The sequence below is a fragment of the Bradyrhizobium genosp. A genome (assembly GCF_049949275.1).
Taxonomy (GTDB): domain Bacteria; phylum Pseudomonadota; class Alphaproteobacteria; order Rhizobiales; family Xanthobacteraceae; genus Bradyrhizobium.
Genome location: NZ_CP188196.1, coordinates 2,724,905 through 2,751,110, shown reverse-complemented (window position 1 = coordinate 2,751,110; position 26,206 = coordinate 2,724,905). Strand labels below are relative to the sequence as shown.

At 64.1% G+C, this 26,206-nt stretch carries 23 protein-coding genes; 7 read left to right on the top strand and 16 right to left on the bottom strand.

The window, feature by feature from the left end; all coding sequences use genetic code 11:
- Positions 1-22: 22 nt before the first annotated feature.
- The 5 genes from ACP2YP_RS12755 to ACP2YP_RS12735 all read right to left on the bottom strand — a co-directional run bounded on the left by ACP2YP_RS12755 (position 23) and on the right by ACP2YP_RS12735 (position 6,365).
- A complete protein-coding gene (locus ACP2YP_RS12755; RefSeq protein ID WP_426424516.1) occupies positions 23-3,118 on the bottom strand; it encodes a MexW/MexI family multidrug efflux RND transporter permease subunit in 3,096 nt (1,031 codons plus the stop codon).
- A 79-nt stretch (positions 3,119-3,197) separates the two neighbouring features.
- The gene (locus ACP2YP_RS12750) at positions 3,198-4,388 is read right to left on the bottom strand and encodes an efflux RND transporter periplasmic adaptor subunit (RefSeq protein ID WP_426424515.1); all 1,191 of its coding nucleotides are present in this window, start codon (positions 4,386-4,388) and stop codon (positions 3,198-3,200) included.
- A gap of 1 nt (position 4,389) precedes the next feature.
- Positions 4,390-5,091 (bottom strand): TetR/AcrR family transcriptional regulator, encoded by a 702-nt coding sequence (locus ACP2YP_RS12745; RefSeq protein WP_426426128.1) that lies wholly within the window; start codon positions 5,089-5,091, stop codon positions 4,390-4,392.
- Positions 5,092-5,235: 144 nt separating this feature from the next.
- Positions 5,236-5,826, bottom strand: coding sequence for a thiamine pyrophosphate-dependent enzyme (locus tag ACP2YP_RS12740; protein WP_426424514.1), 591 nt, complete (start codon positions 5,824-5,826; stop codon positions 5,236-5,238).
- Positions 5,823-6,365 (bottom strand): phosphonopyruvate decarboxylase, encoded by a 543-nt coding sequence (locus ACP2YP_RS12735; RefSeq protein WP_426424513.1) that lies wholly within the window; start codon positions 6,363-6,365, stop codon positions 5,823-5,825. Before ACP2YP_RS12735 ends, ACP2YP_RS12740 begins: the two co-directional genes overlap by 4 nt.
- 106 nt (positions 6,366-6,471) lie before the next feature.
- Here ACP2YP_RS12735 and ACP2YP_RS12730 point away from each other — a divergent pair, with 106 nt between their 5' ends.
- The 4 genes from ACP2YP_RS12730 (at position 6,472) to ACP2YP_RS12715 (ending at position 11,827) form a co-directional block, all read left to right on the top strand.
- Positions 6,472-7,692 carry a cytochrome P450 gene (locus ACP2YP_RS12730; protein ID WP_426424512.1) on the top strand — a complete coding sequence of 407 codons (1,221 nt, stop codon included), beginning with the start codon at positions 6,472-6,474 and terminating at the stop codon, positions 7,690-7,692.
- Positions 7,693-7,698: 6 nt separating this feature from the next.
- A complete protein-coding gene (locus tag ACP2YP_RS12725) occupies positions 7,699-8,376 on the top strand; it encodes an ion channel (protein WP_426424511.1) in 678 nt (225 codons plus the stop codon).
- Positions 8,377-8,676: 300 nt separating this feature from the next.
- A complete protein-coding gene (gene rocD, locus ACP2YP_RS12720) occupies positions 8,677-9,891 on the top strand; it encodes an ornithine--oxo-acid transaminase (protein WP_426424509.1) in 1,215 nt (404 codons plus the stop codon).
- Between the two features lie 484 nt (positions 9,892-10,375).
- The gene (locus tag ACP2YP_RS12715; protein WP_426424508.1) at positions 10,376-11,827 is read left to right on the top strand and encodes a Spy/CpxP family protein refolding chaperone; all 1,452 of its coding nucleotides are present in this window, start codon (positions 10,376-10,378) and stop codon (positions 11,825-11,827) included.
- A gap of 157 nt (positions 11,828-11,984) precedes the next feature.
- On the opposite strand, the gene ACP2YP_RS12710 is transcribed toward ACP2YP_RS12715, so the two are convergent.
- The 10 genes from ACP2YP_RS12710 to ACP2YP_RS12665 all read right to left on the bottom strand — a co-directional run bounded on the left by ACP2YP_RS12710 (position 11,985) and on the right by ACP2YP_RS12665 (position 21,908).
- On the bottom strand, positions 11,985-12,218 hold the full coding sequence (locus tag ACP2YP_RS12710; protein WP_027528848.1) for a hypothetical protein: 234 nt from the start codon (positions 12,216-12,218) through the stop codon (positions 11,985-11,987).
- 160 nt (positions 12,219-12,378) lie between these two features.
- A complete protein-coding gene (locus ACP2YP_RS12705) occupies positions 12,379-13,242 on the bottom strand; it encodes a sugar phosphate isomerase/epimerase family protein (protein ID WP_426424507.1) in 864 nt (287 codons plus the stop codon).
- The gene (locus ACP2YP_RS12700) at positions 13,242-14,447 is read right to left on the bottom strand and encodes a dihydrodipicolinate synthase family protein (protein ID WP_426424506.1); all 1,206 of its coding nucleotides are present in this window, start codon (positions 14,445-14,447) and stop codon (positions 13,242-13,244) included. Before ACP2YP_RS12700 ends, ACP2YP_RS12705 begins: the two co-directional genes overlap by 1 nt.
- A 10-nt stretch (positions 14,448-14,457) precedes the next feature.
- Positions 14,458-15,609, bottom strand: coding sequence for a Gfo/Idh/MocA family protein (locus ACP2YP_RS12695; protein ID WP_426424505.1), 1,152 nt, complete (start codon positions 15,607-15,609; stop codon positions 14,458-14,460).
- Positions 15,606-17,003, bottom strand: a complete 1,398-nt coding sequence (locus ACP2YP_RS12690) for a hypothetical protein (RefSeq protein ID WP_426424503.1) — start codon at positions 17,001-17,003, stop codon at positions 15,606-15,608. The genes ACP2YP_RS12695 and ACP2YP_RS12690 overlap by 4 nt, the downstream gene beginning before the upstream one ends.
- 202 nt (positions 17,004-17,205) lie before the next feature.
- Complete coding sequence (locus ACP2YP_RS12685) at positions 17,206-18,054, bottom strand: ABC transporter ATP-binding protein (protein ID WP_426424501.1); 849 nt, start codon at positions 18,052-18,054, stop codon at positions 17,206-17,208.
- Complete coding sequence (locus ACP2YP_RS12680; RefSeq protein ID WP_426424500.1) at positions 18,051-19,043, bottom strand: ABC transporter substrate-binding protein; 993 nt, start codon at positions 19,041-19,043, stop codon at positions 18,051-18,053. The genes ACP2YP_RS12685 and ACP2YP_RS12680 overlap by 4 nt, the downstream gene beginning before the upstream one ends.
- Positions 19,044-19,095: 52 nt before the next feature.
- Complete coding sequence (locus ACP2YP_RS12675; RefSeq protein WP_426424499.1) at positions 19,096-19,905, bottom strand: ABC transporter permease; 810 nt, start codon at positions 19,903-19,905, stop codon at positions 19,096-19,098.
- 290 nt (positions 19,906-20,195) lie between these two features.
- Positions 20,196-20,855: a TetR family transcriptional regulator gene (locus tag ACP2YP_RS12670; RefSeq protein WP_426424498.1), complete on the bottom strand. Its 660-nt coding sequence runs from the start codon at positions 20,853-20,855 to the stop codon at positions 20,196-20,198.
- Positions 20,856-21,059: 204 nt separating this feature from the next.
- Complete coding sequence (locus ACP2YP_RS12665) at positions 21,060-21,908, bottom strand: VOC family protein (protein WP_426424497.1); 849 nt, start codon at positions 21,906-21,908, stop codon at positions 21,060-21,062.
- Positions 21,909-22,116: 208 nt separating this feature from the next.
- On the opposite strand from ACP2YP_RS12665, the gene ACP2YP_RS12660 reads away from it, so the two are divergent.
- Positions 22,117-23,010 (top strand): sugar kinase, encoded by an 894-nt coding sequence (locus ACP2YP_RS12660; RefSeq protein ID WP_426424496.1) that lies wholly within the window; start codon positions 22,117-22,119, stop codon positions 23,008-23,010.
- A gap of 18 nt (positions 23,011-23,028) precedes the next feature.
- Positions 23,029-23,946: a ribokinase gene (gene rbsK, locus ACP2YP_RS12655; protein WP_426424495.1), complete on the top strand. Its 918-nt coding sequence runs from the start codon at positions 23,029-23,031 to the stop codon at positions 23,944-23,946.
- Here the strand turns inward: rbsK and ACP2YP_RS12650 are convergent, their stop codons facing one another.
- On the bottom strand, positions 23,947-25,179 hold the full coding sequence (locus ACP2YP_RS12650; RefSeq protein WP_426424494.1) for an NAD(P)/FAD-dependent oxidoreductase: 1,233 nt from the start codon (positions 25,177-25,179) through the stop codon (positions 23,947-23,949). It lies immediately after the preceding gene.
- A 228-nt stretch (positions 25,180-25,407) separates the two neighbouring features.
- Between ACP2YP_RS12650 and ACP2YP_RS12645 the strand changes: the two genes are divergently transcribed.
- On the top strand, positions 25,408-26,202 hold the full coding sequence (locus ACP2YP_RS12645; RefSeq protein ID WP_426424493.1) for an enoyl-CoA hydratase/isomerase family protein: 795 nt from the start codon (positions 25,408-25,410) through the stop codon (positions 26,200-26,202).
- Positions 26,203-26,206 lie beyond the last annotated feature (4 nt).

The following is a 26,206-nucleotide window of genomic DNA, read 5'->3' as shown; positions in this document are numbered from 1 at the left end:
TCGCACGCAAATCGAGCTTAGGTCAGGTCGGCCGTAGCGCCTTGGCGCCAAGGTCGAGATCGTTGACCTCCTTATTCCGTTCGGAGTCGGCCGCCGCGCGATGATCGGTCGCGAGCACCACGTAGACCGCGGGCAGCACGAACAGCGTGAACAGCGTGCCGATCGACATGCCGGCCACTACCACGAGGCCGATCGAGAAACGGCTGGCCGCGCCTGCGCCGGTCGCGGTCAGCAGCGGGATCAGACCGGTCACCATCGCAGCCGTCGTCATCAGAATCGGCCGCAGGCGGATGCGTGCCGACATCTCGATGGCCGAGCGGCGGTCGAGCCGCTCGTTAATCTGAAGCTCGTTGGCGAACTCCACCATCAGGATGCCGTGCTTGGTGATCAGGCCAACCAGGGTGAGCAGACCGACCTGGGTGTAGATATTCATGGTCGCCACACCGAAGAACAGCGGGATCAGCGCGCCGACGATCGCCATCGGCACCGAGATCATGATCACCAGCGGATCACGCAAGCTCTCGAACTGCGCCGCAAGCACCAGAAAGATGATGATCAGCGCGAAACCGAAGGTGATCGCGAGCTGATTGCCTTCCTGAACGTACTGCCGGCTATCGGCCAGATAGTCGTGGCTGAAGCCCTGCGGCAGCTTCTTGGCCTCACCTTCGAGGAAGTCCACAGCTGCACCGACGGTCACGCCAGGCATCGGTACCGCCGAGAACGTCGCCGAATTGAGCTGATTATAATGCGTCAGCGAATTCGGATCGGTCCTGGTCTGGATCGACACCACCGTCGACAACGGGAGCTGTTGGCCGGTGTTGGTCGACACGTAGTAGCTGCCGAGCGCTTCCGGCGAGAGCCGTTGGCTGCGCGGTACCTGCGGGATCACCTGGTAGGAGCGGCCTTCGAGATTGAAGCGGTTGATGTAATTGCCGCCCAGCAGTACCGCGAGCGCACTGCCGAGATTCTGCATGTTGACGCCGAGATCCTGGGCCTTGCTGCGATCGATCTTCACCGTCACCGTGGGCTGGTTATAGTTGAGATCACTGTCGGAGACGATGAACATGCCGCTCTTGCGCGCGGCGTCCTTCAACTTCTCCATCTGCTCATAGACAGCCTGGAAGCCTGCGGTCGAATTGATCACCATCTGCACCGGCAGGCCGCCCGGCCCACCGGGCAGCGGCGGCAGGTTGAAGGCGAAGGCCTGCACGCCCTCGATCTTGGAGAGCTCGGCCTGAACCAGCGGCTTCAGCGCGATCGACGAGCGCTTCCGTTCGTCCCACGGCTTCAGCAGCATACCGGCGATACCGCCCTGCGGCCCGTTGATGCCATTCAGCACGAAACGAAGATCGGTCTCGGGGAATTTCTGGAACTCCTTGTCGAGCTTCTCGCCGTAGAAATCGACATAGTCGATGTTGGCGTATTTCGGCGCCTTGGTCACCGCGAACACGATGCCCTGATCTTCCTCGGGCGCCAGCTCTTTCGAGGTGTGCATGTAAAGGAAGCCAACAAGCCCGAGGATCGTGATTGCGAACAGGCCGGTGATGGCCTTGTAGTCGAGCGAACGGTCGAGCCTGCGACCGTACCAGCGCGTTATTGCGCCGAACACCCTGTTCACCAGCTTTGCAAACCGGCCCTCCTCCGTGTTCTTCAGCAACACCGAGCACATCATCGGCGACAGCGTCAGCGCGATGACACCGGACACGATCACGGAGCCCGCGAGCGTGAAGGCGAATTCGCGAAACAGCGAGCCCGTCAATCCGCCGAGGAAGCCGATCGGCGCATACACGGCGGCGAGCGTGATGGTCATCGAGACGACCGGACCGACGATTTCGCGCGCGCCTTGCAGCGACGCTTGCACCGGGGTCTTGCCCTCCTCCAGATGGCGGTGGATGTTCTCCACCACCACGATGGCGTCGTCGACCACAAGGCCGATCGCGAGCACCATGGCCAGCAGCGTTAGCAGGTTGAAGCTGAAGCCCAGCATCAGCATCAGCGTGCAGACGCCGATCATCGACAGCGGAATCGTGACTACCGGAATGATGACGGAGCGGAACGACGCCAGGAACAGGAAGATCACCACGATGACGATGATGATGGCTTCGCCCAGCGTCTTCTCGACCTCGTCGATCGAGGATTGGATGAACTTGGTCGAATCATAGGCGACCTTCATCTTCATCGACGGCGGCAGATTACGCTCGAGCTCCGGGAACAGCGCGCGCACGCCCTTCACCAGCGTCAGCGGGTTGCCCTGCGGCGTCGCGTTCACGCCGATGAAGATCGCGTGCTCGCCGTTGAAGGCGACGCTCGCATCCGTGCTCTGCGCGGCAAGCTCGACGGACGCAATGTCCTCCATGCGCACGAAGCCGCCGTCCTTGGCCTTGACGATCATCTTCTTGAACTGCTCGACGTTACCGAGGTCGGTATTCGTCGAGATGTTCGAGACGATCAGATAGCCCTTGGTCTGGCCCGCGGCGGACTGGAAGTTGTTGGCGGCGATTGCCGAGGCGACGTCCGCCGGCGACACATTGCGGCCAGCCATCTTCACCGGATCGAGCCACAGCCGCATCGCAAAGTTCTGGGCGCCGAGGATGTCGGCGGACGCGACGCCATCGACGGTCGACAGCACCGGCTGCACCACGCGCGTCAGGTAGTCGGAGATCGCCGAGCCTGACAGCTCGTCAGACGAGAAGCCGAGATACATCACCGCCGTGGTCTGGCCGGTGGTCTTGGTGACGATCGGGTCGTTTGATTCCTTCGGGATCAAATATTTGACCGAGTTCGTCTTGGCCAGCACCTCGGTCAACGCCTGGTTCGGATCGAAATTCAGCTTGATGTAGACCTGGATCGTCGAGGTGCCGAGCACCGAGGACGACGTCATGTAGTCGACGCCCTCGGCGGAGGCGACCGCCTGCTCGATCGGCGTGGTGATAAAGCCCTGGATCAGGTCTGCGGACGCGCCGGGATAGACGGTCGTGATATTGATGACCGTGTTCGACAATTTTGGATATTGCCGGATCGGCAGCGTCGTCGCCGCGCGCAGGCCGATCAGCAGGATCAGCAGGCTGACGACGATCGACAGGACCGGGCGTTTGATGAAAATGTCGGTAAAGGCCATCGCGGCGATCTCGATTCGATCTCGATTTCTTGGGCTTATGAAGCATGATCCGGCCTCGCCGGATCATGCGAGCGCATTGTCAGTAGCGTGGCGGTTGCGCCGGGATGGCCGGAGCCGGATCCGTTGAAATCGACACAGCCGAGCCCGATTGCAGCTTGAGCTGGCCGACGGCGACAACCTTGTCGCCCGGCTTCAAGCCTTTGACGATTTCAGCGCGACCATCGACCCGGTTGCCGGTCTGCACGAACGTGCGCACCGCGCTCAGGCTGGTCTTGCCGTCCTCTCCCTTTTTCTCGGTGATCACGAACACGGAGTCGCCGTACAGCGTGTAGTCGACCGCTGTCTCGGGCACGGTGACCACCGCCGGCTTGTTCGGCAGCACCACGGTGGTGGTCACGAACATGCCTGGCTTCAGGATCTTCTCCGGATTGGCGACCGTCGCCTGCACCCGGATGTTGCGGGTGTCGGTCGCGATCTGCGGCTCGATCGTGGTGATCTTTGCGTCGAAGGTCCGGCCCGGATAGGCATCGACCTTCAGCCGGACCGGCTGGCCAACCTTGAGATTGCCCGAGTCCTTTTCGGTCACCGTGAAGTTCGCCCACAGCTCCGACAGATCGGTCAGCGAGACGATCGCGGTGCCTGCCGTGAGATACTGTCCGACCTCGACCTTGCGGACGCCGAGATCGCCCGAGAACGGAGCACGCACCAGCTTCTGCGAGATCAGCGCTTCGGTCTTGGCGATGCCGGCCAACGCCTGGTCATAGGCGGCTTGGGCCGAATCGACGGTCGCTTGCGGACCGAACTGGCGCGAAGCCAGTTGCTTGGCGCGATCGAGCGAAAGCTGCGCCACGGTCGCCTGCGCCTTGTAGTTGGCAAGATCGCCCTGATCCGGCGCGTCGAACAGCTGCACCAGCGGCATGTCGGCCTCGACATGCGCGCCCGGCTCGAACTTGATCTCGGTGACGCGGCCGTTGACGTCGGCGCTGACGTCGACCTGGTGTACGGCAACGAGGCTGCCGACCGCGGTCAGCAGGTTCGGCACCACCTCGGACTTCGCCTCGGCTGCGCTGACCAAGGTCGGCGGCGGCTTGTTGTTGGCGAAGAACTGCTTGATCATCTGGCCGCGGAAATAATTGAACCAGACGAGACCACCGACGAGCGCGCCCAACAGCACGCCGACGATGATGAACCAGAGCACCGGCCGGACCGGACGCTTGGGAGCCTTGTCGATCGGTTCGCCCGAAATCTTGTGTTCGGTTACGATGTTCATGTCATGCGCTTTCTGCAATCGCCGTCTTGCCCGCATTCGCGGCCTGATCGCGGCCCAAATGCGAGGCAATTGCGGCGTCGTTAAGTCCGATGCCTCTCAGGAGAAACTCACAGAGCTGCCGCTCCAGATCGTTCGCCCTGCCATAAGCGAGACAGGGCACGGACGGCAGCCTGGTCAGCGCAGCGGTCATCACCGTGTGATGCGCAAACCAGAACAGGTTGAGCGGTTCGATGCCGCACGGCCGCGCATCGCCGGCGGCGACCGCCCGTGTCAGCGAGGCGACGAAGATCGCTCCGATCAGCGTCTCGATCTTGGCATATAGCAAACGAGCGAACTCACCGTCATCCAGATGACTGGTGGCCATCAGTCGCAGGCGCTGCGCCTCCTCCTGGTCGGGGCCATCGGCGATCTCGAGGAAATGCTGGACCATGCCGCGGATCAGTTCGACCAGGGTGGCTGTCGACGGCTCCCGCTCGAGCAGCTCCATCAAGGCCGGGTCCGCCTCGCACTCGTCGCTGAGGATTTCCGCGTAGAGCGCCGCCTTGGACGGGAAATGCTTGAACAGCAGCGCCTCGGAAATGGCAGCGGCGGCCGCCACGCTCTTGGTCGTGGTGCCGGTATAACCGTGCCGGGCAAAGCAGCGTTTTGCGGCTCCGAGGATCAACTGACGCCTCAGGTCGCTCGTCATACGCAATGAGCTCATGCTAGTGAGTAAGCACTCACCCACGCCAAAGTCAAGCCAAATGGTGCGACGCAACCTAGATGGGTGACGACTCGTTGAGAATTGGCCACACATTCCCGACCACCGAGGGCCGGCGGCCGGTCAGGGCCTCGGGAACCGGCGTTGTCAGATCGGCTGGAAGCCGAGGTCGCCGCGGATCCGGTTGACGATGTAGGTCCCATCCCGGCTCGGCAATATCCGCTCAACGCTGGCGCTGTCGATCTTCACATTGGCAAAGCGCGGCCCGGCCGAGAGGTCGTGGACGGCTTTGGCGAAGGCCTCGACCTCGGCCATGGTCGAGATCGCCCGGCTGTCGGCGATGCCGCAGGCCCTGGCGACGCCGACGAGATCGGCGGCGGCGGAGGTGTGGCTGGTCTGGCCGCCGGTCTCGCCATAGGCCTCATTGTCCAGCACTGCGATCGAGAGGTTGGACGGCTTCTGCAGGCCGATGGTGGCGAGGCTGCCCATGCCCATGAGCATCTCGCCGTCGCCGGTGATCACCAGCACGGGCAGTTTTGGCTGCGCCAGCGCCAGGCCCAGTCCGATCATCGCAGCGCCGCCCATGCCGCCCCAGAGATAGAAGTTGCGGGCGTGGTCGCCGGCAGCGGTGATGTCGTTGGTCGAGGCACCGAGGCCACCGATCGCAACCACGTCCCTGCGGTTGGCAAGCAGCGCGGAGACCACTTGCCGGCGGTCGAGGAGATTGGCCTTGCTCATTTGGTGAAAACCTTGGCGCCGATCAGGCGCTGCGACAGCAGGACGGCGGTGGGCGTCAGCGCGTTGTAGGCTTGCGCCGCGGCCGCCTCCAACACGGCCGGCACCTCGGCTGCGTTCGAGGCGCGCAGCACCTTGACGCCGGACAGTTCGAACACGCCCTGCGTGGTCGAGCCCATCGGCACCTGCCACGGATTGAACTCGCCCCACTCGCCGCGCATGGTCACGAGGGTGAGGAACGGAAAGCGCAGGACCGGGATCAGCGACAGCATGTTGATGCAATTGCCGACGCCGCTCGACTGCATCAGCAAGACGCCGCGCTGGCCGCCGGTCCAGGCGCCAGCGAGCAGTGCCACGCCTTCCTCTTCCGTCGTCAGCGGAATGCCGCGCATCGTGGACGAGCCGAGCACGCGCTGGATCAGCTTCGAATGGCCGGCATCGGGCACGTAAGGCACCTGCCGCACGTCGAAGCGCTGCAAGGTCGCGAAAATATCGTCCGGCCAGTTCGGGGCCGTGTCGGAAGCGTCAGCGCGGGCGTGCATTTTCCTGTCCGGTCGGCTAGCAAGTCACGGCGAGACTGTAGACGGTGATCAGCACGGCTCGAAAGAGCGAAAACGGCATATCGGTCTCAACCGGTGAGTATGGCGCATGAACGCAGATGCGAAAGAATTGGCGGCCAATTTCAATCTGGCGAAGCTGACGAGCGAATTCTACGACGATCCCTACCCGACTTATCGTGCACTGCGGGAGAACGAACCGGTCAAACGCCTGCCGAGCGGCACCGTGTTCCTGACCCGCTACGACGACCTGGTCGCCACCTACAAGAACACAAAATCGTTCAGCTCGGACAAGAAGCGCGAGTTCGCACCGAAATATGGCGACACCCCGCTCTACGAGCACCACACCACCAGCCTCGTCTTCAACGACCCGCCGGCGCATACCCGCGTGCGGCGCCTGATCATGGGCGCGCTGTCGCCGCGCGCGATTGCGGGGATGGAGCCTGACATCGTCAAGCTGGTCGACGGCCTGCTCGACGCCATCGCCACCAAGGGCGATTGCGAGCTGATCGAGGATTTCGCCGCCTCGATCCCGATCGAGGTGATCGGCAATCTGCTCGACGTCCCCCATGACGAGCGCGCGCCGTTGCGCGACTGGTCGCTGGCGATCCTTGGCGCACTCGAGCCTGTCGTGTCGCTTGATGTCGCCGCGCGCGGCAACAAAGCGGTGACGGATTTCCTTGCCTATCTCGAGACCCTGGTCGCGCGCCGACGTCAAAAGCCCGGCACTCCCGAACGCGACGTGCTGACGCGCCTGATCCAGGGTGAAGACAACGGTGAGCGGCTGACCGAGAAGGAGCTGCTGCACAATTGCATCTTCCTGCTCAATGCCGGACACGAAACCACGACCAATCTGATCGGCAACGGTCTCGTCGCGCTGCATCGGAATCTGGACCAGAAGCAGCGGCTGATCGACAATCCAGATCTCATCAAGACCGGCGTCGAGGAGATCCTGCGCTACGAAAGCTCGAACCAGCTCGGCAACCGCATGACGACCGAACGGGTCGAGCTTGGCGGCGTCATGCTCGAAGCCGGCACGTCGGTGACGGTGTGCATCGGTGCGGCCAACCGCGACCCCGCGCAGTTTCCTAACCCTGAAAGCTTCGACGTCGCGCGCACCCCGAACCGGCACCTTGCGTTCGCCACCGGTGCGCATCAATGCGCCGGCATGGCGCTGGCGCGGCTTGAAGGCGCAATTGCGATCTCGCGTTTCCTGGCGCGCTTCCCGGGCTATGCCGTGAGCGGCCAGCCCGTGCGCGGCGGACGCGTCCGGTTCCGCGGCTTCCTGAGCGTGCCCTGTTCGATCGGCTGAGGCGTCATGAACATCGATCAATTGCGCCAACGCTGGGCCGATCCGGCCCTGACGGTGCTGACAGTGCTGCTGGTGATCATGATGTTCGTGATTTCGCCATTGCAGGCCCTGGGCCTCTTTGCCTTTCAGGTAACCGAACTGTTTCTCGCGCTGCTGCTGATCTGCGGCATCTTCGTGATTTCCGGTAGCCCGGTCGCGGTCGTCGCCATGCTGATCGCACTCGGCATGATCACGGTCGGCGCGATCCTGCGGATCGGATCGCCATCGATCCTCGACCTCAATCTGTTTGCCGGTTCGTGGTTCATCGTGGGAGCGACGATGGCATGGGCGGTGGCGCGCCAGACCTTTGCGCCGGGGCGCGTAACCTATCATCGTGTGATCGGTGCCGTGCTGCTGTATCTGACGGTCGCCGTGATCTTCGCGGCACTCTACACCTTCATCGGCTCGCTGGATCAGGACGCCTTCGTCAGCATGAAGGTGGAAGACAGTCCCCGGCTCGCAAGCGAGGTCATCTATTTCAGCTTCGCGACGATGACCACGACCGGATACGGCGACGTCGCCCCGCTGCATCCGGTTGCGCGCAGCCTGTGCAACATGGAAGCCATCTTTGGCCAGCTCTATCCGGCGACATTGCTGGCGCGCCTGGTCACGCTCGAGATCGAGCATCGCAGGCAGGACTCCTGAAATCGCGTCCGCCGACCCAAAAGTCGAAAACAACCCCATGCACAGTAGCCGGGGGCTCGGCGGGGATGCCCCCTGTGGATCCGCAGAACCGTTTTTGACAGGTCGACGCAAATCAGCGGCATCGCGCGCCTCGCAAGGTGGTCCTGACCGCGCCCATCGTAAGGCGTTGGAGCCTCCAGCTCCACCCGGGCGAATATCGCCAAGACGAAGACTTCCGAGCGGGCAGGCTGATACCCAAATCAATCTGAGCGCGGCCGGCGCAGCCGGTCGACGCCGGCGCGCAGCAATGGAGTGACGAAGATGGGCTCGTCGGTCATTGATTTCCTCGCAACGGAAAGGCGCCTTGGCACCCACAATTACGAGCCGATCGGGGTCGTCCTGTCGCGCGGCGAAGGTGTCTGGGTCTGGGATAGCGACGGCAACCGTTATCTCGATTGCCTCTCGGCCTATTCGGCGGTCAGCCAGGGCCACTGCCACCCCAAGATCCTGGCGGCGATGGTGGAGCAGGCCCACCGGCTGACGCTCACCTCGCGCGCCTTCCACAACGACCAGCTCGCCCCCTTCTACGAAGAGATCGCGGCGCTGACCGGCTCCCACAAGGTGCTGCCGATGAACAGCGGCGCCGAGGCGGTCGAAAGCGCGATCAAGTCGGTGCGCAAATGGGGCTATGAGGTGAAAGGCGTGCCGGATGGCCAGGCCGAGATCATCGTCTGCGCCGACAATTTCCACGGACGCACGCTGGGCGTCGTCGGCTTTTCTACCGACCCAGAGACCCGCAAGCACTTTGGGCCGTTCGCGCCGGGCTTCAAGATCATCCCGTTCGGCGATGCCGCTGCCCTGGAGGCGGCGATCACGCAACACACCGTCGCCTTTCTGGTCGAGCCGATCCAGGGCGAGGCCGGTGTCATCATTCCCCCGGCCGGCTATTTCACGAAGGTGCGCGAGCTCTGCACGGCCAACAACGTGATGCTGGTGCTCGACGAGATCCAGACCGGGCTCGGCCGCACCGGCAAGCTGCTGGCCGAACAGCATGAGGGAATCGAGGCGGACGTGACGCTGCTCGGCAAGGCCCTGTCCGGCGGTTTCTATCCCGTGTCGGCCGTGCTCTCGAACAACGAAGTGCTCGGCACACTGAAGCCCGGGCAGCATGGCTCAACCTTCGGTGGCAATCCGCTTGCCTGCGCGGTGGCGCGCGCTGCCATGCGCGTGCTGGTCGAGGAAGGCATGATCGAAAACGCGGCCAGGCAGGGTGCGCGCTTTCTGGAAGGCCTGAAAGACATCCGCGCCAACACGATCCGCGACGTGCGCGGGCGCGGCTTGATGCTGGCGGTCGAGCTGCATCCTGAAGCCGGCCGCGCACGGCGCTACTGCGAGGCGCTCCAGGCCAAGGGCATCCTGGCCAAGGATACCCATGAGCACACGATCCGCATCGCCCCGCCGCTGGTGATCACCAGCGACCAGGTCGACTGGGCGCTCGAGCGGTTCGCCACGACCCTGACGCAGGATTTCTCCTGAGGCTGGCTGCGGCGGAAGATCGCAATGTCGGCCGTGGCCGTCGAACGATTCCGCCACTTGCGCGTTGAACATCGTGGGCGATTACGAGCTGGGAGCTACAATCATGCTTCCGCGTGGCGTTTGCTTGACGGCTGTTTTAGCCGGTGTCTCGATGCTAGCGACGAGCCTCGTCGCGTTCGCCCAAGGACCCGGCCAGGGACACGGAAGGGGCGGACCACCCGGTCCAGCCGCAGCGCCGGCCGCCCGGCCAGCAGCACCACCGGCCATGGCCCGTCCGGCGGCACCGCCAGCCATGGCACGTCCCGCTGCACCGGCATTCCATCCCCCGGCCATGCCGCAGCGACCGGCCATGGCGCCGCACATCGCCTCTCCGCCACCGCGTCCGGCCCCACACTTCGCGGCGCCGCCACCGCGAACTGCCCCGCACGTCGCAGCGCCGCGGCCTGAATTCCATCGGGCGCCAACGGCGCCGCAGCGTCCGGCCATGGCATCGCGGCCGCCGCCACATATCGCCGCCCCCTCGCGCCAGAGCGCACCGCCGGCCGTGCTGTCGCGACGGGATCAGATCGAAGCGCGCGCGCAACAGCGCCAGCAGCAAGTCCAGCAGCGCCAGCAGATGGTGCAGCAGCGGCAGCGCGAGATGCTGTCGCGCCAGACGACAGAGCGCCAGACCCGCATCGATCGCTTGCAGCAGCGCGTGCAGCAACTCCAGTCGCAGAAACCGGAAGGCGCCCGGGCGTTGCGCCAGCAGCAACGGACGTTGCAGACGCAGAACCGCTTGCTCCAGCGTGAGCAGCATGCGCAGCAAAGCGATCTGGCGCGCCAGCAGCGGCTTGGACTACAGGCTCCGGCCGGGCGCACGCCAGCTACTGCGGCGGCTGCGCAGGCCGCCGAGCGCGGGCGATTTGCCGAGCGCTTCCGCGAGCAGGCCCCTGCGCAAGTCCAAGCGGCGCTCACCGCCCGCCAGAGCGGCTGGGCGCCCCGGCAGGCCTGGCGACACCGCCATCCCGCGGTGTTCGTGGCGTGGCTAGGGCCCGTGTTCTGGCCCTACGCCTATTCCGACATCTTCGACTACACGTTCTGGTCCTATGCTTACGAGCCCGGTTATTGGGCGTACGCGTATGACGACTTCGTCGACACCGTGTTCTGGGGGAGTGACAGCCCCTATTCGGCCTATGCCAGCATCAACCCGTATGACTATCCGCAGGCCGGCGGCGGCTCCCGCGTGCGCCAGCGCGCCAGCGTGAGCCCGCAAACGCTACAGCAATTGTGCAGCACACCGGACAAGGGCGTCACCGCCTGGCCGCTTGCCGATATCGCGCAAGCGGTGCGGCCGACGCCGGAGCAACGCGCGCTGCTCGACGAGTTGAAGGCATCGGCAGCCAGGGCTGCCGATGTGTTCAAGGACTCCTGCGCGGAGACCTATGCACTCACCCCGCCTGGCCGCTTGCGGGCCATGGCGAACCGCATCAACGCGACGCTGGAAGCGGTCAAGATCGTGCGACCGGCACTGGAGAATTTCTACAACTCGCTCAGCGACGAGCAGCAGGCCCGCTTCAACGCGCTCGGCCCCAATGTCGGCGACCGCTCGCAGCAGCAGCAAGCCGGCGCCGAAAGCTGCGGCGATCCGAAATCCGGCCTGACCCAGTTGCCGATCCAAAGGATCGAGGCTGTGCTCCACCCCGCCGGCAAGCAGAAGGAGGCGCTCGACCGCCTCAGCGAAGCAACGGCCAAGGGCGTTGAAGGCCTCCAGGCGGCTTGCCCGAACGATGTACCGCTGACGCCGGTCGGACGGCTGGAGGCGATGCAGCACCGGCTCGAGGCCATGCTGACGGCCGCCAAGCTGGTCGAGCCCGCGCTGGACGAGTTCTATGCCACGCTGAGCAGCGAACAGAAGGCACGGTTCAATACGCTGCAGCAGGTCGCAGGCCCGTAGGGGCTGCGCCGCCTTCTGTCGTTGCAATTTGCGCCGCAGCCGAACGATGCGGGGTGCGCAATCGTCCTGCTTCACGGCTCGACGACATCATCTATATCCCCGCGGCTCTCTGTGAGAGTGCAGCGGCACGGAACGCAACGACAGCTTCGTTCTGACCTCACGCGGAAATCGTCTTCCGCTCAGCATCATTGGTGTTCGTGATCGGTTGAGGCTGCTCTATCTCATTCGAGCCAGCGGCGTTGCATTGTTGGAAGTGAGAAGACAACTCAAGATCGGCCAGATGATCCCAGTATTCTGCTTCTGCGAGCAGCTTCCATTTGTTCATGCTGTTGTAGGCGGCCTGTTGGCGGCACAGCGAACCCATCGCGCGCAAGCGTTGCACTTTTTCCACTGCGAACCTCCCTTCGCGCCTGTTTGCTTACAAGCGCATTCGTGCTGTCGCAGCTTCGCAGATCGGATTGAAGACTGATAGCCCGGAGTTTGACGGTGACTAGATGATAGCGCAATCGTCTGACTTTTCACCGGATAGTCGGGCCCGACGCGTGCCTGAATTATACCACCGTCTTATGCCGCGTAATGCAGGTCTGCAGCACCTCGTCCATGGGCTTGCTCCACCAGTCGTTGGAGAAAATCTCGATCTCCGAATAGCCGGCAAAGCCCTGCGCCTCGACGGCGGCGCGTGCGGATTTGATGTCGATGACGCCGTCGCCCATCATGCCGCGGTCGTTGAGAATGTCCCTGGTCGGCACCAGCCAGTCGCAGACGTGGAAGGCCAGCAACCGATCCTTGCCGGCGCGCGCGATCTGCCCCATCAGCTCCGGATCCCACCAGATGTGATAGACGTCGAGCGCGACGCCAAGCCTGCCGGTACGATCAGGGTCGAGCCGATCGCAGATGTCGAGCGCCTGCTTCGTCGTGTTGACGCAGGCTCGGTCAGCCGCATAGGCCGGATGCAAAGGCTCGATCGCCAGCGGCAGGTTTGCCTGTTTGGTGTAATCAAGCATGTCGGCAAGCGCTTCCTCGACCTGGCCCCGCGCAGCGACGATATCCTTCGACGCCTCGCTGCCAGGCCGCGAATATTGCGGCAAGCCGCCAACGACGAGCACGATGCAAGGCGCGCCCAGCGCCTTGGCTTCGTCGACGCAGCGGCGATTGTCGTCACGCACTTCGCCCCGGCGCGATGCGTCCGAGGTGAACATGCCACCACGGCAATAGCCCGAGAGCTCAAGCCCCGCATCGCGCACGGCGCGCACCGCGCGATCGAGACCGACGGAAGCGACCTGGTCACGCCAGGGATCGATGGCACGGATGCCATGCTTCGCGCAGGCATCGATGATCTGAACGAGGTCACCCTGCTTGCGGACGGTCGCCGTGTTCAGCGACAGCCAGCGATGGTCGGACGAAAAATCGCGCATCAAGATTCGATCCCGTGCGAGGCCAGCACGGTCTTCATCCGCCGCGTCGCAAGTTCCGGATTGGCGAGCAGGCCGGCCTGATCGGCCCGCCGGAACAGCTCGGCCAGATGCAGCATCGAGCGCGCGCTCTCCTGGCCGCCAACCATGGTGAAATGATCCTGGTGGCCGTTGAGATACGCCATGAAGACGACGCCGGTCTTGTAGAAGCGTGTCGGCGCCTTGAAGATGTGTCGCGACAGCGGCACCGTCGGCCCGAGCACGTCGTGGAAACCGGCTTCATCACCGGCGGCGAGCCGCGACAGCGCATAGGAGGCCGCCGGCGCGATCGCGTCAAAAATGCCGAGCAGCGCGTGCGAAAAGCCTTGCTCGTCGCCGGCGATCAGCTCCGCATAATTAAAATCGTCGCCGGTATACATCTTGATGCGCTTGTCGAGACGACGACGCATGTCGATCTCGCGCTGCTTATCGAGTAGCGAGACCTTGACGCCATCGACCGTCGCGGCATTGCCGTTGATGATGGCGACCGCAATGTCCATCGCCTTGTCGAGATCCCTGGTGCCCCAATATCCGGTCAGAGCCGGATCGAACATGTCGCCGAGCCAGTGGATGATCACGGGCTGCGCTACCCCCGACAGCACACGATCGTAGACCTTGGCATAGTCGTCGGCATTGCGGCCGAGTTTTGCCAGCGCGCGCGACGCCATCAAAATGATGCGGCCGCCGACCTTCTCGACCGCCGAGATCTGTTCCTCGTAGGCGCGGATGACATCGTCGATGGTCTTGGCATCCTCGACCGCAAGATGATCCGTGCCGGCGCCGGAGAACACCAGCGCGTTGCGGCGCTTCGCGGCCCCGACCGAACGCGTGATCAGCTCCAGCGAGGTCGGCCAGTCCAGCCCCATGCCACGCTGCGCGGTGTCCATGGCTTCAGCGACGCCGAGGCCGAGATCCCAGACGTGCTCGCGGAAAGCGATGGTCTTGTCCCAGTCGACGGCCACCGAAAGCCAGGGATCGTTGTCGGCGAAGGGATCGACGACCGTATGCACGGCCGAGAAGGCGATGCGGTTCAGCGGTCCCTCGAGCTTTGCGGGGAAGGTGCGCGAGGCCGCGAGCCGATACGTCTCGATCGAGCGACCGGCCTTCGGCAGCTTGAGCGACAATGACGACATTGAAGGAGCAGGCTTGGGCTGGACGGGCTTGTTCATGCGTCCCTCCTCAGGCCTTGATCGGGGCGACGTCGATCCAGCGCCGCTCCTTCCAGCTCTTCAGCGCACATTCGGCGAGCTGCACGCCCTTAACGCCTTCGAGCAGCGTGAACTTGTAGGGCCCATCCTCGTAGACGTGGCGGATGAACATCTCCCACTGCTCCTTGAAACCATTATCGTAGGTGACGTTGTCGGGCAGCTTCTGCCAGTCGCCGTAGAAATCGTGCAGCCGCTTCTCGTCCGGGTTCCAGACAGGACGCGGCGTCGCCTGCCGCGCCTGGATCATGCAGTCGGTGAGGCCGGCGACCGCCGAGCCGTGGGTGCCATCGACCTGGAAGGTGACGAGGTCGTCACGATAGACACGCGTGACCCAGGACATGTTGATGTGGGCGATGACGCCGCCCTCGAGCTGGAAGGTCGCGTAGGCGGAATCATCCGCGGTCGCCTTGTACTTGTTGCCCTGCTCGTCGAAACGCTCGGGGATATCGGTGTTGCCGACGCACACGACGCTCTGGACGTTGCCGAAGAGGTTGTCGAGCACGTAGCGCCAGTGGCAGACCATGTCCAGAATGATGCCGCCGCCGTCCTCGTCGCGGTAATTCCAGGACGGCCGCTGCGCCTCCTGCCAGCCGCCCTCGAACACCCAATAGCCGAACTCGCCGCGCACCGAGAGGATACGACCGAAAAAGCCGGAGTCGCGCAGGAAGGCGATCTTCTTCAGGCCGGGCAGGAACAGCTTGTCCTGCACCGTGCCGTGCTTGACGCCCCTGGAATTGGCGAGCTTGACGACTTCGAGCGCCTCCTCAAAATTCGTCGCGATCGGCTTCTCGCAATAGACGTGCTTGCCGGCATTGATGGCCTGGGTCAGCAGGCCGGGCCGCGCCTGCGTGGTCGCGGCGTCGAAGAACATGGTGTCGTTCTTGTCGGCCAACGCCGCATCGAGATCGGTGGTCCAGCGCGCGATGTTGAAGCGTTTTGCGAGCGCCTCGACCTTCTCGGCGCTGCGGCCGACCAGAATCGGATCCGGCATCACGCGGTCGCCGTTCTTCAAGCGGACGCCGCCCTGCTCGCGGATCGCGACGATCGAGCGGACCAGATGCTGGTTGAGCCCCATGCGGCCGGTGACGCCGTTCATGATGAGGCCGAGGCGTTGGGTGGTCATGCCAGATGCTCCTGAAGTGATTTTGGCTGTTCGAGCGGACGGAGCGCCGACCAGTCCGGATGGACCGCGGTCGCAAAGCCCGTTGCGTGAAGCGATCCAGTCAGGAGATCGCCGTCGTGAATGTTGAGCCGGATGCCCTGCCCTGTATCGGCATAGAGATCGGGATGCGCGGCCGCGAAGGCCTGCGCTTCAGCGGCCGGCGTCTCGCCAAAGCCGTCGACATAGTGATGGCCGTTGCGCTCGGCGTGGGTCACACCGATGAAGGCGCCGAGCGCGAGGTCCTGCTGCACGGCGAGGCCGGCCTGGCAGGTGAGGTCCTCGCCGGTGACGAAGAACTTTTCGCCCCCCGCGCTCCATTTCGCCGCGCGCGTCGCATTGACGATGGATTTATAGAGCCCCTTGCAGGATTTCGAGGAGATACCGCGATAGCCGAGCGCCCGCGCTGCGGGGAAGGCATCGTAGGAATCGTCGGCTTCGTCGATGATGAAGCCGCGTGCGGCCAGCGAGCCGAGCGGTGATTGCCGGGTGATGTCGCGCGGCATCGGTTGCTCGATATAGAGCAAGCGCGAAGCGATCGACCGCAGCGCCGGATCGCGATCGAGCCGGTCGATCAGCGCCTGCAGCACCGCAAGGTCGGCGTATTGCTCGTTCGCATCGAGCGTCACCTTGTAGCCGCGCCCCAGCGCGTCGAGCTCCATGCCAATGCGCGCCAGCCGCGTTGCGTCGGCTTGCGGGTCGCCCGACAGCTTTAGCTTGAAGTAATTCGCACCGGCGTTCTCGCGTGCATCGGCAACGCCGCCCTCGCCCTCGACGTTATCGTCGAGGCCGACGGTGTGCCTGATGGCAACACGGGGCAGCGGCTTGCGGCCGGCGAGAAACGTCGTGAGGTCCGTTTCCTTCAGGTCTGGCGAAAGCCGTGCATCGATCCCGGCGATGTTGCCGGCCATGCCGTCGAAGAAGCTGGTCTCGGCTGCGCGCAGCAATGCGTCGAGGATCGCCTTGTCGATTTCCGCCGGGCCATAGGCCGCGGCAAGCGCCGGGATATTCTTCTTTGCACACGTCGCGACCTGCGCGCCGATACAGGAGGCATGCAGATCGAACGCCGTCAAGAATCCGGTCCGTGCGAGATAAAGGCCGCGCGCGATGTGTAGCGAGTGGCGCAAGCCGTCGACCGTCTGCGCCGGCGACAACTCCGGCCGCTTGTCGAACCATTTCGGCACCAGCAGCTCGGCACTGGCGCCGACCGCGGTCCCCTTGCCCTCGACCTCGATCTCGACCCACACGAACAGCTGCGGTGTCGCGTTGATGGTAACAGCGCCAAAGCGGAACGGCCGCGCGAAATGCACGGGACGTTCGAAGAAGGCGATATCTCGCAGCTTTAGGCGCGGCGCCATGGTGCTAGTTGGCTCCCGAGATTTGGCTCAGGCGGCGGTGCACCTCTCCCGCTTGCGGGAGAGGTCGGCGCGAAGCGCCGGGTGAGGGTTTTCTCCTCTTGGGGGTTGTCGCGAGTGGAGACACCCTCTCCCCATCCCTCCCCCGCGGGCGGGGGAGGGAGCGCACTGTGCTTGTGGTCGCGACAGCCAATCCCATCAATCCCTAGTCCAGCGAACCTTGCGAGAAGAAATGCTTGCGGATGCGTTGCACGAGCTCGGTGAAAACAGGATCGGCCATCACGTCGAGCGAGCGCGGGCGCGGCAGCGGCACGTCGTAGATCGCGGCGACCGCGCCGGGCCGCTCGGTCATCACCAGCACGCGGTCGGCGAGGAACACGGCTTCCGGAATCGAATGCGTGATCAGGAGCACCGTCTTCCTGGTCTCGCGCTGGATCCGCATCAGCTCGACATTCATGCGCTCGCGCGTCAGCGCATCGAGTGCGCCGAACGGCTCGTCCATCAGCATGATCCTGGGATCATGGACCAGCGCACGGCAGATCGAGGCGCGCTGCTGCATGCCGCCGGAAAGCTGCCAGGGCAGCTTCTTCTCGAACCCTTCCAGTCCGACCAGTTTCAGCAGCGCTTTGGCGCGCGCGAGGTATTCGGCCCGCGGCAGCCGTTTCATGTCGATCGGCAGCATCACGTTGGACAAAATGTTGCGCCAGGGCAGAAGCAACGCGTTCTGGAAGACGATGCCGACATTGCCATGCGGCTTCGTCACCTTCTCGCCCTCGACCAACACCTCGCCAGTGGTCGGCGGCAGCAATCCCGAGATCAGCTTGAGCAGCGTGGACTTGCCGCAGCCGCTTGGGCCGACCACGACGAAGAACTCGCCGTCGTTGATATGGAAGTCGAGCGGCCGCAGCGACGGCACGTCGCCGTCGCGCGTCCGATAGGTCTTCGACACGCCGGACAGCTTGATGCCAGACGTATCACCTGCAGCCCGGTCGCTCACCAGTCTCAGATGCGCGGCCGGTTGCACAGCTTCACTCACGATCGTCGCAGGTTTCACGAGCCACTCTTCGGCAAATAATCGTTGGTGTAGAAGGCCTTCGGGTTCGCCTTGGCCTTGGCGTCGAGCCCGCCATATTCGACCATCAGGTTGACCGAATCCGTCATGTTCTGGTCGGTGACCTGGAATGGCCGCTTGCTCTTGGTCTCGGCGGTCCGGTAGAGCGGAATGGTCAGCTCAAAGCCCTGCGTCAGCGTGTCGATCTTGCCGCCCTTGGGATTGGCATCGAGGATCGACTGCGCTGCCGCCTTCGGCTCCTTCTCCGCGGCTTCGACCGCCTTGGTCGTCGCCGACATGAAGCGGCGGACGAGATCGGCATTGGCCTTCACATAGTCGGAGTTGGCGATGATGCCGGAGGAAACCATGTTGATGCCGTAGTCGGCGAACTTGATCGGGTAGACGTCCTTGCCGGTGGCGTCCTTGATCTTCATCGACTGGTCCATGACGTAGCCGAGCAGGAGATCAGCCTGGCCGTTGATGACGGCGTTGAGCTTGGTCTGGCCATCGCCGGCGACGGTGGTGAAGTCGCTCTCCTTCAGGCCGGTCTTTTTCAGAAAGAGCGGCCAGATCTGGGTCATGGAATCGGCCGGCGTGATCGCCACCGTCTTGCCCTTGATGTCCTCGGGCTTCCTAATGTTCTTGTCGACAAAGCCCATGGCGGACATCGGGCTGGTCTGGAGCAGCACGCCGGTTGCCACCACAGGCGCGCCCTTGATCGCGGCACGCATCATGGTGGGAACGTCGACATAGCCGAAGTCGGCGGTCTTGGCGGCAACGGCCTGGGTCGTCGCAGCCGAACCGCGGCCTTCCTGGATCTCGAGATCGATGCCTTCGGCGGCATAAATGCCCTTGGCCTTGCCGTAATAGAACGGCGCGTGCTCGCCATAGACGTACCAGTTGAGCATCAGCACGACCTTGTCGGCCGCCTGCGCCGGTGCAACCGCAAACGCCATCAGCGCCACAGATGCAGCCCCAATCCACCGCTTCATCGTCACTCTCCCTTGTCGTTGTTGTTTCGGCCGTTGGTGGCCGTTGCTTAAGTTAAGAAGCGAAAATCACGTCTTCGCGCTGGCTGACATGCCAGGGAATGACCAGCTTCTCGATCCGGTCGACGATCCAGAACAGGATGACGCCGAGCAGTGCGAGGATGACGAGGGCTGCGAACATCGTCGGCAGGTCGAAGGTGCCGATCGAGCGCTGCATCACATAGCCGATGCCGGAGTTGGAGCCGACGAACTCGCCGACGACGGCGCCGACCACGGCGAGCGTCACCGATACTTTGAGACCGGAGAAGATTGCGGGCAGAGCATGCGGCAGATTCACCGCGAGAAAAACCCGGAACCGGCCGCCCTGCATGGCACGGGCGAGATCGACCATATCAGGATCGACCGACTTGAAACCCTGCACCGCCGAGACCACGACAGGAAAAAAGCCGAGCAGGAACGCCGAGATCACTTTCGGGACAATGCCGAAGCCGAACCAGACCACGAACAAAGGCGCGATCGCGATCTTCGGCACCGATTGGGAGAACACCAAGAGCGGATAGACGTAGCTCTCCACCGTCTTCGAGCCCGCGATCAGCATCGCGACAGGAATGCCGAACAGCGCCGACAGCAGGAAGCCGCAGACGGTCGCATAGGTCGTCGGCCAGCATTGGCGCAGCAGTTCCGGCCAGTCGGAGCGGAGCACCGCGACGACATCGGCCGGCGACGGGATCTGGTAGGCGGGAATTCTGAACAGCCGGATCGCGAGATCCCAGGCCACGACGATGAAAACCAGGAACAGAAACGGCCTGATCCAGGCCGCATTCAGCATCTTGGACACCGCACTTTGCGGCTTCAGCTCAGCCACGCCTCACTCCCGGCATTCTTTTTCATTCGGGGGAGAAATTAACCCGTTGGATAAATACTGTCCAGCGGTTTCCCCTGTGACGTTTTGTGCCGGTTCCGGGGACGTTTGGATGACAGGGCTGGACCGGGGACTTCGTGTCCCGGACGCGCTGCAGCGCCCTTGCGCTGCTGCGCAGAGCCGGGACCCAGGGGCCACGCGCCGCGCAGTGGCATGGGCCCCGGCTCTGCAGCGCATCACTTGCGCGCTGCGCTGCGTCCGGGGCACGAGACCATTGCTTTGACGCCCACGCGCTAAACCGTCTGCGCCACCGCAGCGCGCGACTTCGGCGCCTTCGCGATCTCGAACAGTGCGGCTGACTGCCCCGTCAGCGCGGCCAGCACGAGGCTGATCATGTGCGCAAGCCGCTGGTCCTTGGCATCCTTGGCGAGCAGATCGCGGCCGAAGATCACGCTCAGCGTCGCGGAGTTCGAGAGATAGAAAAAGCAGAGGCCCGCGATCGAGATGTAGAGCTGCACCGGATCGACCGCGACCTGGAAATCGCCGCTCTCGACGCCGCGCCGCACCACGGTGCGGATCATCTCGACGAAGGGCGAGTGCATCGACTTGACCTTGGTCGAACGCTTGAGGTGCTTTGCGCGCGCAAGGTTCTCGGTCTGGAGCAGCGACAGGAATTCCGGATTGCGCAGGAAGTAACCCCAGGTGAATTCGATCAGCCGCTTGATGGCCTCGGGCGGATCGAGATGCTCGAGATCGAGCCCCCGCTCCTCGCTGCGGATCTTGTCATAGGCGCCTTCGAGCACCGCAAGATAGAGGTCGTCCTTGTTGCCGACGTGGTAGTACAGCATGCGCTTGTTGGCGCCGGCGTTGGCCGCGATGCGGTCGACGCGCGCACCGGCGAGCCCGTGAGCGGAAAACTCCTGCTTGGCGGCTTCGAGAATGCGCAGCCGCATCCCCTCGGGATCGCGTTGCCATTTCAGAGTTCGCTTTGCCGCTGCTTTCGCCAAACCGGTGCTCGCTGGTGCTGTCAGGATGTCATGTAACACGTGGGCGCCGTCATTGCGAGGAGCCCTTGCGACGAAGCAATCCAGACTGTCACCGCGGAGGGATTCTGGATTGCTTCGCTACGCTCGCAATGACGAGGAGAGAGCGTCGCCTCACTCAGCCGGCTTCGGCGAGCGCTCCAACAGCACCGTCTGGATCCCGCAGGTGCCGTTGCGCACCGTCATGATCCGCGTGCCCGGCTTGCGGCCGTTGCGCACCTCGGTGACGTCGAGGCCGCTAGCGAGCAGGCGGGCGCGGGTGGCGTCGATGTCGGCGACGCGCCAGCTCAGGCCCCAGAGACGGTCATGTAGGGGATCGCCGCCCGCGACGGGGCGGCGCACCACTTCGACGATGAGATCGCCGCAGCGGAAGAACATCAGCTGGCCCCAGTCGTGGTGGGAGCGGTCGAGCGCGAGATCGAGCCCGAGCCGCGCGCCGTAGAGCGCGGCGGCGCGATCGGAATCCTCGGTGGTGATCACCACATGATCGAGCCCGTCGATCGGCGCAATGTCGGTCGCAACCGATTTAGGGCGTTCCTCGGCCAACTCGAGGAAGAACATGCGCACGCCGCGCGTCAGCTCGGTCGCGGCCCGCGTGCGCTTCCAGTGCAGCGCCGCACCGCTCACATCGTCGCTGCTCTCGACCTCGGCGACGGGATCCGGCTTCAACGCCACCCGGTCCAGCCGCCGGTGCATCTTGCCCATGTCTGCGACACGAAAGCACAGGCTGGCGAGCACGCCATCCTGGTCGCCGAGCAGCGCACGCATGCGGTCCGCCGTCGCCGTGAAGCCGCTCGGCGCCATCAATTCGATGGTCATGTTGTCGAGGGTGAACAGCACGCGTTCGGCGCCCTCGCCGGAATTCTGCCAGGCCGGCGCGCGCCCCAACAGCGTCTGATAGGCCGTCTTGGCCGCACCGATATCCTTGACCAGAGCGACGACGTGATCGAGGCCGGTGATCATGTTTCCCCCATTTGATCGACCTGGAACCTTGGGGCCGAAAAACGGCATTTGTCCGGGCTTGGCATTGGCCCGACATGGTCGTATTCCGGCCCCATGCCGACCTCAAGCGGCTCGAGGCGGTTTTGCGAATAAATTCAGCGTCCCGGGCACGGAACCGGTGTTAAAGTAAGCCGCCGGCCGGGACCACCACGCGCATCACGGACAAGCAATGCAGGCTCTCTTTATCGGACAGACCTATATCGACGTCGTCTTCATCACCGACCACATGCCGACCGGCGACGAAAAGCACGTGGCAACGGACTACGCGGTCTCCTTCGGCGGCAACGCGGTCACGGCGGCGTTCTGCTGCGCCAAGCTCGGCATCGTGCCCGACCTGATCGCCACCGCGGCCAATGACTGGCTGGGCCGCATGTTCCAGGACATGTGCGCGAAATACGCAATCTCATTGCATGGGCGGAAGGTGAACCAGTCCTCGCTGTCCTTCATCATGCCGAAGGACGGCAAGCGCGCGATCGTCCGCTGCCGCGACGACGAGCACATCCATCCCTTTCCGATGCTCAATCTCGGCGGCTGCCGCGCGCTGCATATCGACGGCCATCAGCCCGATGCGGCGATTCATTACGCAAAGGTCTGCCGCGAGGCCGGCATCCTGACCTCGCTCGACGGCGGTGGCCTGCGCACCAACACGCATGAGCTGCTGGAGTTCATCGACGTCGCGATCGTCGCCGAGCGGCTGTGCGAGCAAATGGACCTGACGCCGGAAAAGATGCTCGACTACCTCAAGGGCCGCGGCTGCAAGATCGGCGGCATCACCATGGGTGAGAAGGGCCTGCTCTGGTACAACGAAACGGGTGCGGTCGAGACCATGCCGGCGATGCCGATCCCGCGCGAGCGCGTGATCGACACCAACGGCGCCGGCGACGTCTTCCACGGCGCCTATATCTATTCCTACCTCGCCCATCCCGGCAAAAGCTGGCGCGAGCATTTTGACTTTGCCCGTGCTGCCTCGACCTTCAAGATCCAGCGCCTCGGCAACGAGGCCGGCCTGCCGACCCTTGTCGACATCGCCAAAGTCAGGCACGAGTTCGAGGTCAAGGTCTAGACTTCGAAAGGGTTGTTCATGGGGCGCGTATTCGTCGCCGGCAGCATCAACATGGATGTGGTGGCGACCGCCGATCGCCACCCCAGGGTCGGCGAGACCGTCGCGGGCAAGCAGGTGCTGTATTTTCCGGGCGGCAAGGGTGCGAACCAGGCGGTCGCGGCGTCCAGGCTTGGTGCGAGGACGATGCTGATCGGGCGGCTGGGCACGGATTCGTTCGGGGCTGAGCTGAGGACGTTCCTCGCGGCTCAGGGCATTGATCCCGGCTCGATCAAGGAGACGCCCGAGACGCACACCGGCACCGCGATCATCACGGTCGCGGCCTCCGACAACACCATCGTCGTCATTCCCGGCAGCAATGCGCTGGTCGGCCCTGATGACGTCGCGGATGCGCCGCTGGCGAAGGGCGATGTCGCCGTCAGCCAGTTCGAAATCCCGCTGCCGACCATTGCCGCGTTCTTCCAGCGCGCGCACGCGGCGGGTGCCACCACATTGCTGAATCCTGCTCCAGCGCAAAAGATGTCGCCCGAGCTGCTCGCGCTGGTCGATATCCTGGTGCTGAACGAGACCGAGCTCGGTTTCCTTGCAGGCACCGAGCTCACCGACGACGACGAGGCCGCAAAGATCATCGCCGTCGCGCGAAAACTTCAGGCCCGCCAGGACCAGACCATTTGCGTCACGCTCGGCAAGCGCGGCGTGCTCGCGCTCGCTGCCAGCGAAGAGTTCGCAGTGCCCGGCCGCGCGGTGAAGGCGGTCGACACCACGGGCGCCGGCGATTGCTTCGTCGGCGCGCTCGCGTCGCAGCTTGCCGATGGCGTGCCCTTGCGAGCCGCCCTTGCCTTCGCCAACACTGCCGCCTCGATCAGCGTGCAGCGGATGGGCGCGGGGCCGTCGATGCCGACGGCCGCGGAGGTGGCGGTGGTGCTCAGCGCTGGCTGATCACGCCAGCGCGCTCTTCAGGTCAAAACTTTCGTCGGCGGCCTGCTCCGGCGTGATCGAGCGATCCATGGCCTGCAATCTGCGACCGAACATGTGATCGCCGGCGCGGTTGATGGATTCGATGCCGAGCAGTCTGTCGCCGTGGTAGCAGAACGCGGAGAACGCCTTTTTGGCAGGATCGCCGCGCAGCACGACGCGGTCGTAACCTGTGGTGAGACCTGCGATCTGGAGCTTGTCGTCGCCCTGGTCGCTCCAGAACCAGGGATGGCTGTCATAGGGTTTCCTGTCGCCGGTCAGCCGCGCCGCCAGACAGCGGGCGTGGTCGGTGGCGTTCTGCACCGATTCCAGCCGCTGCGAGCCGCCGAAGCGCGGGCTCGCGAACAGCGCACAATCGCCGATGGCCGAGATATTGGGATCGGCCGTCGCAAGATATTCGTCCACGATGATGCCGGCGGCGACCGGCAACCCCGCCTCGGCCGCAAGCTCGATGTTCGGCAGCACGCCGACGCCGACCACGACGAGGTCGGCGGGCAAATGCCGGCCGTCGCTTAAGGAGACGCCGGTGACCTTGCCGGTATCCTTACTGCCTTGGGCTTCGATAGAAGTTGCCTGCACGCCGAGGTGAATGCGGATGCCGGCCTCGCGGTGCCGCGCCTGAAAATACTCCGAGACCTCCGCCGTCACAGCGCGCGCCATGACGCGCGGCGCGAGCTCGAGCACGTCGACCTCGAGCCCCTTGATCCGCGCCGTGGCCGCGAATTCGAGGCCGATGAAGCCGGCGCCGATCACCACGACCCGCGTCTTCGACGGCATGATCTTTCGCAGCGCCTCGCTCTCGTCGAGGATGCGCAGATACTTTACGTCAGGCAGATTGGCGTTGGGTAGGTCGAGCAGCCGGTTGCGCGCGCCGGTCGCCAGCACGAGATGGCCGTAGGGCAGTGTCTCGCCCGAGGCCAGCAATACCTTGCGCGCGGCGCGGTCGATCGACACGGCGCGGCCGGCGATCAGCTCGATTGTCTGGTCCTGGTAAAATTTCTCCGGCCGGAACATCAGGCTCTCCGGCCCGGCCGAGCCCTTGATGTAGGCCTTGGACAGCGGCGGCCGCTGATAGGGCAGATGCGCCTCGTCATTGATCAGGCAGATGCGGTCCGAAAAACCCGCCTGCCGCAAGGATGCCGCGACCTGGTAGCCACCATGGCCGGCGCCGACAATGATCACCGGACCATCCGTCATTGGACAGCCCATTTCCGCAAGACACGAGCGTCACCCATGTCGTCTCCTCTCTCGCTAATATTGGCTTGGCTAGCCTAGGAGGAGCCGGCGCTCGTGTCCGTCCCTAAACGAAGGCAGCCCCATTTGAGCCGATCGTTCCGGCTTTCGCAAGGGCCGTATATGGGGATTGTCACCCCTCGCCTTCTGCGATTTAGTTGCAGCAACGAACCTCATGCCGGGGATTTTCCGATGCCAGCTCCCGTCTCCCAACCCGATGATCCCGCGCTGCTGCGGATCGACGGCCCGATCGCGACCATCACGCTCAACCGCCCTGCCGCGTTCAACTCGATCAACCTTGCGATCGCGCAAAAGCTCGAACAGCTCGCGGCCACTATCGAAGGCGATGACACCATCAGGGTCGTGGTCCTCGAAGGCGAAGGCCGCGCCTTCTCCGCCGGCGGCGATCTGCAGACGATTGGTGCCGCGGCTGAGGCCAACGCGGTGACGCCTGTCGTCGGCGAGCTGCTCAAGCACTATCATGCCTTCATCGAGATCATCCGGCGCATGCCAAAGATCTCGCTGTCCAGTGTGCACGGCTCGGCGGCCGGCGCCGGCATGGGCCTCGCCTTTGTCACCGATCTCTGCATCGCCGCCGAGGATGCCAGGTTCACGCCCGCCTACGCCAAGATCGGCGTGTCGCCGGATGGCGGCTCGACGGTCGGGATCGTCGGCACGGTCGGCTCGCGCCGCGCCATGCAGATCTTCCTCGCCGAGGACAGTTTTACGGCGCAGCAGGCTTGTGAATGGGGCCTCGTCGCCAAGACCGTTCCCGCGACCGAGTTGAAAGCGGCGACGCGACAGCTCGCTGAGCGGCTGGCGCAGAACGCGCCCGCCGCGATCGCCGGCACCAAGTCGCTGGTCTATGCGGCCGCCACCACGCCAGTGAAACAGCAGCTCGATGCCGAGGAGCACAAGATCATCATGGCAATGACCACGGAGGAGTTTCGCGTTGCCGTGAAGAAGTTCACGAGCAAAGCGAAGTAGCCCT

Bases quoted from the DNA above. Each gene is read 5' to 3' on its own strand.
- ACP2YP_RS12755 (WP_426424516.1), bottom strand. From the start codon at position 3,118: ATGGCCTTTACCGACATTTTCATCAAACGCCCGGTCCTGTCGATCGTC.
- ACP2YP_RS12750 (WP_426424515.1), bottom strand. From the start codon at position 4,388: ATGAACATCGTAACCGAACACAAGATTTCGGGCGAACCGATCGACAAG.
- ACP2YP_RS12745 (WP_426426128.1), bottom strand. From the start codon at position 5,091: ATGAGCTCATTGCGTATGACGAGCGACCTGAGGCGTCAGTTGATCCTC.
- ACP2YP_RS12740 (WP_426424514.1), bottom strand. From the start codon at position 5,826: ATGAGCAAGGCCAATCTCCTCGACCGCCGGCAAGTGGTCTCCGCGCTG.
- ACP2YP_RS12735 (WP_426424513.1), bottom strand. From the start codon at position 6,365: ATGCACGCCCGCGCTGACGCTTCCGACACGGCCCCGAACTGGCCGGAC.
- ACP2YP_RS12730 (WP_426424512.1), top strand. From the start codon at position 6,472: ATGAACGCAGATGCGAAAGAATTGGCGGCCAATTTCAATCTGGCGAAG.
- ACP2YP_RS12725 (WP_426424511.1), top strand. From the start codon at position 7,699: ATGAACATCGATCAATTGCGCCAACGCTGGGCCGATCCGGCCCTGACG.
- rocD (WP_426424509.1), top strand. From the start codon at position 8,677: ATGGGCTCGTCGGTCATTGATTTCCTCGCAACGGAAAGGCGCCTTGGC.
- ACP2YP_RS12715 (WP_426424508.1), top strand. From the start codon at position 10,376: ATGGCATCGCGGCCGCCGCCACATATCGCCGCCCCCTCGCGCCAGAGC.
- ACP2YP_RS12705 (WP_426424507.1), bottom strand. From the start codon at position 13,242: ATGCGCGATTTTTCGTCCGACCATCGCTGGCTGTCGCTGAACACGGCG.
- ACP2YP_RS12700 (WP_426424506.1), bottom strand. From the start codon at position 14,447: ATGAACAAGCCCGTCCAGCCCAAGCCTGCTCCTTCAATGTCGTCATTG.
- ACP2YP_RS12695 (WP_426424505.1), bottom strand. From the start codon at position 15,609: ATGACCACCCAACGCCTCGGCCTCATCATGAACGGCGTCACCGGCCGC.
- ACP2YP_RS12690 (WP_426424503.1), bottom strand. From the start codon at position 17,003: ATGGCGCCGCGCCTAAAGCTGCGAGATATCGCCTTCTTCGAACGTCCC.
- ACP2YP_RS12680 (WP_426424500.1), bottom strand. From the start codon at position 19,043: ATGAAGCGGTGGATTGGGGCTGCATCTGTGGCGCTGATGGCGTTTGCG.
- ACP2YP_RS12670 (WP_426424498.1), bottom strand. From the start codon at position 20,855: ATGCGGCTGCGCATTCTCGAAGCCGCCAAGCAGGAGTTTTCCGCTCAC.
- ACP2YP_RS12665 (WP_426424497.1), bottom strand. From the start codon at position 21,908: ATGATCACCGGCCTCGATCACGTCGTCGCTCTGGTCAAGGATATCGGT.
- ACP2YP_RS12660 (WP_426424496.1), top strand. From the start codon at position 22,117: ATGCAGGCTCTCTTTATCGGACAGACCTATATCGACGTCGTCTTCATC.
- rbsK (WP_426424495.1), top strand. From the start codon at position 23,029: ATGGGGCGCGTATTCGTCGCCGGCAGCATCAACATGGATGTGGTGGCG.
- ACP2YP_RS12650 (WP_426424494.1), bottom strand. From the start codon at position 25,179: ATGACGGATGGTCCGGTGATCATTGTCGGCGCCGGCCATGGTGGCTAC.
- ACP2YP_RS12645 (WP_426424493.1), top strand. From the start codon at position 25,408: ATGCCAGCTCCCGTCTCCCAACCCGATGATCCCGCGCTGCTGCGGATC.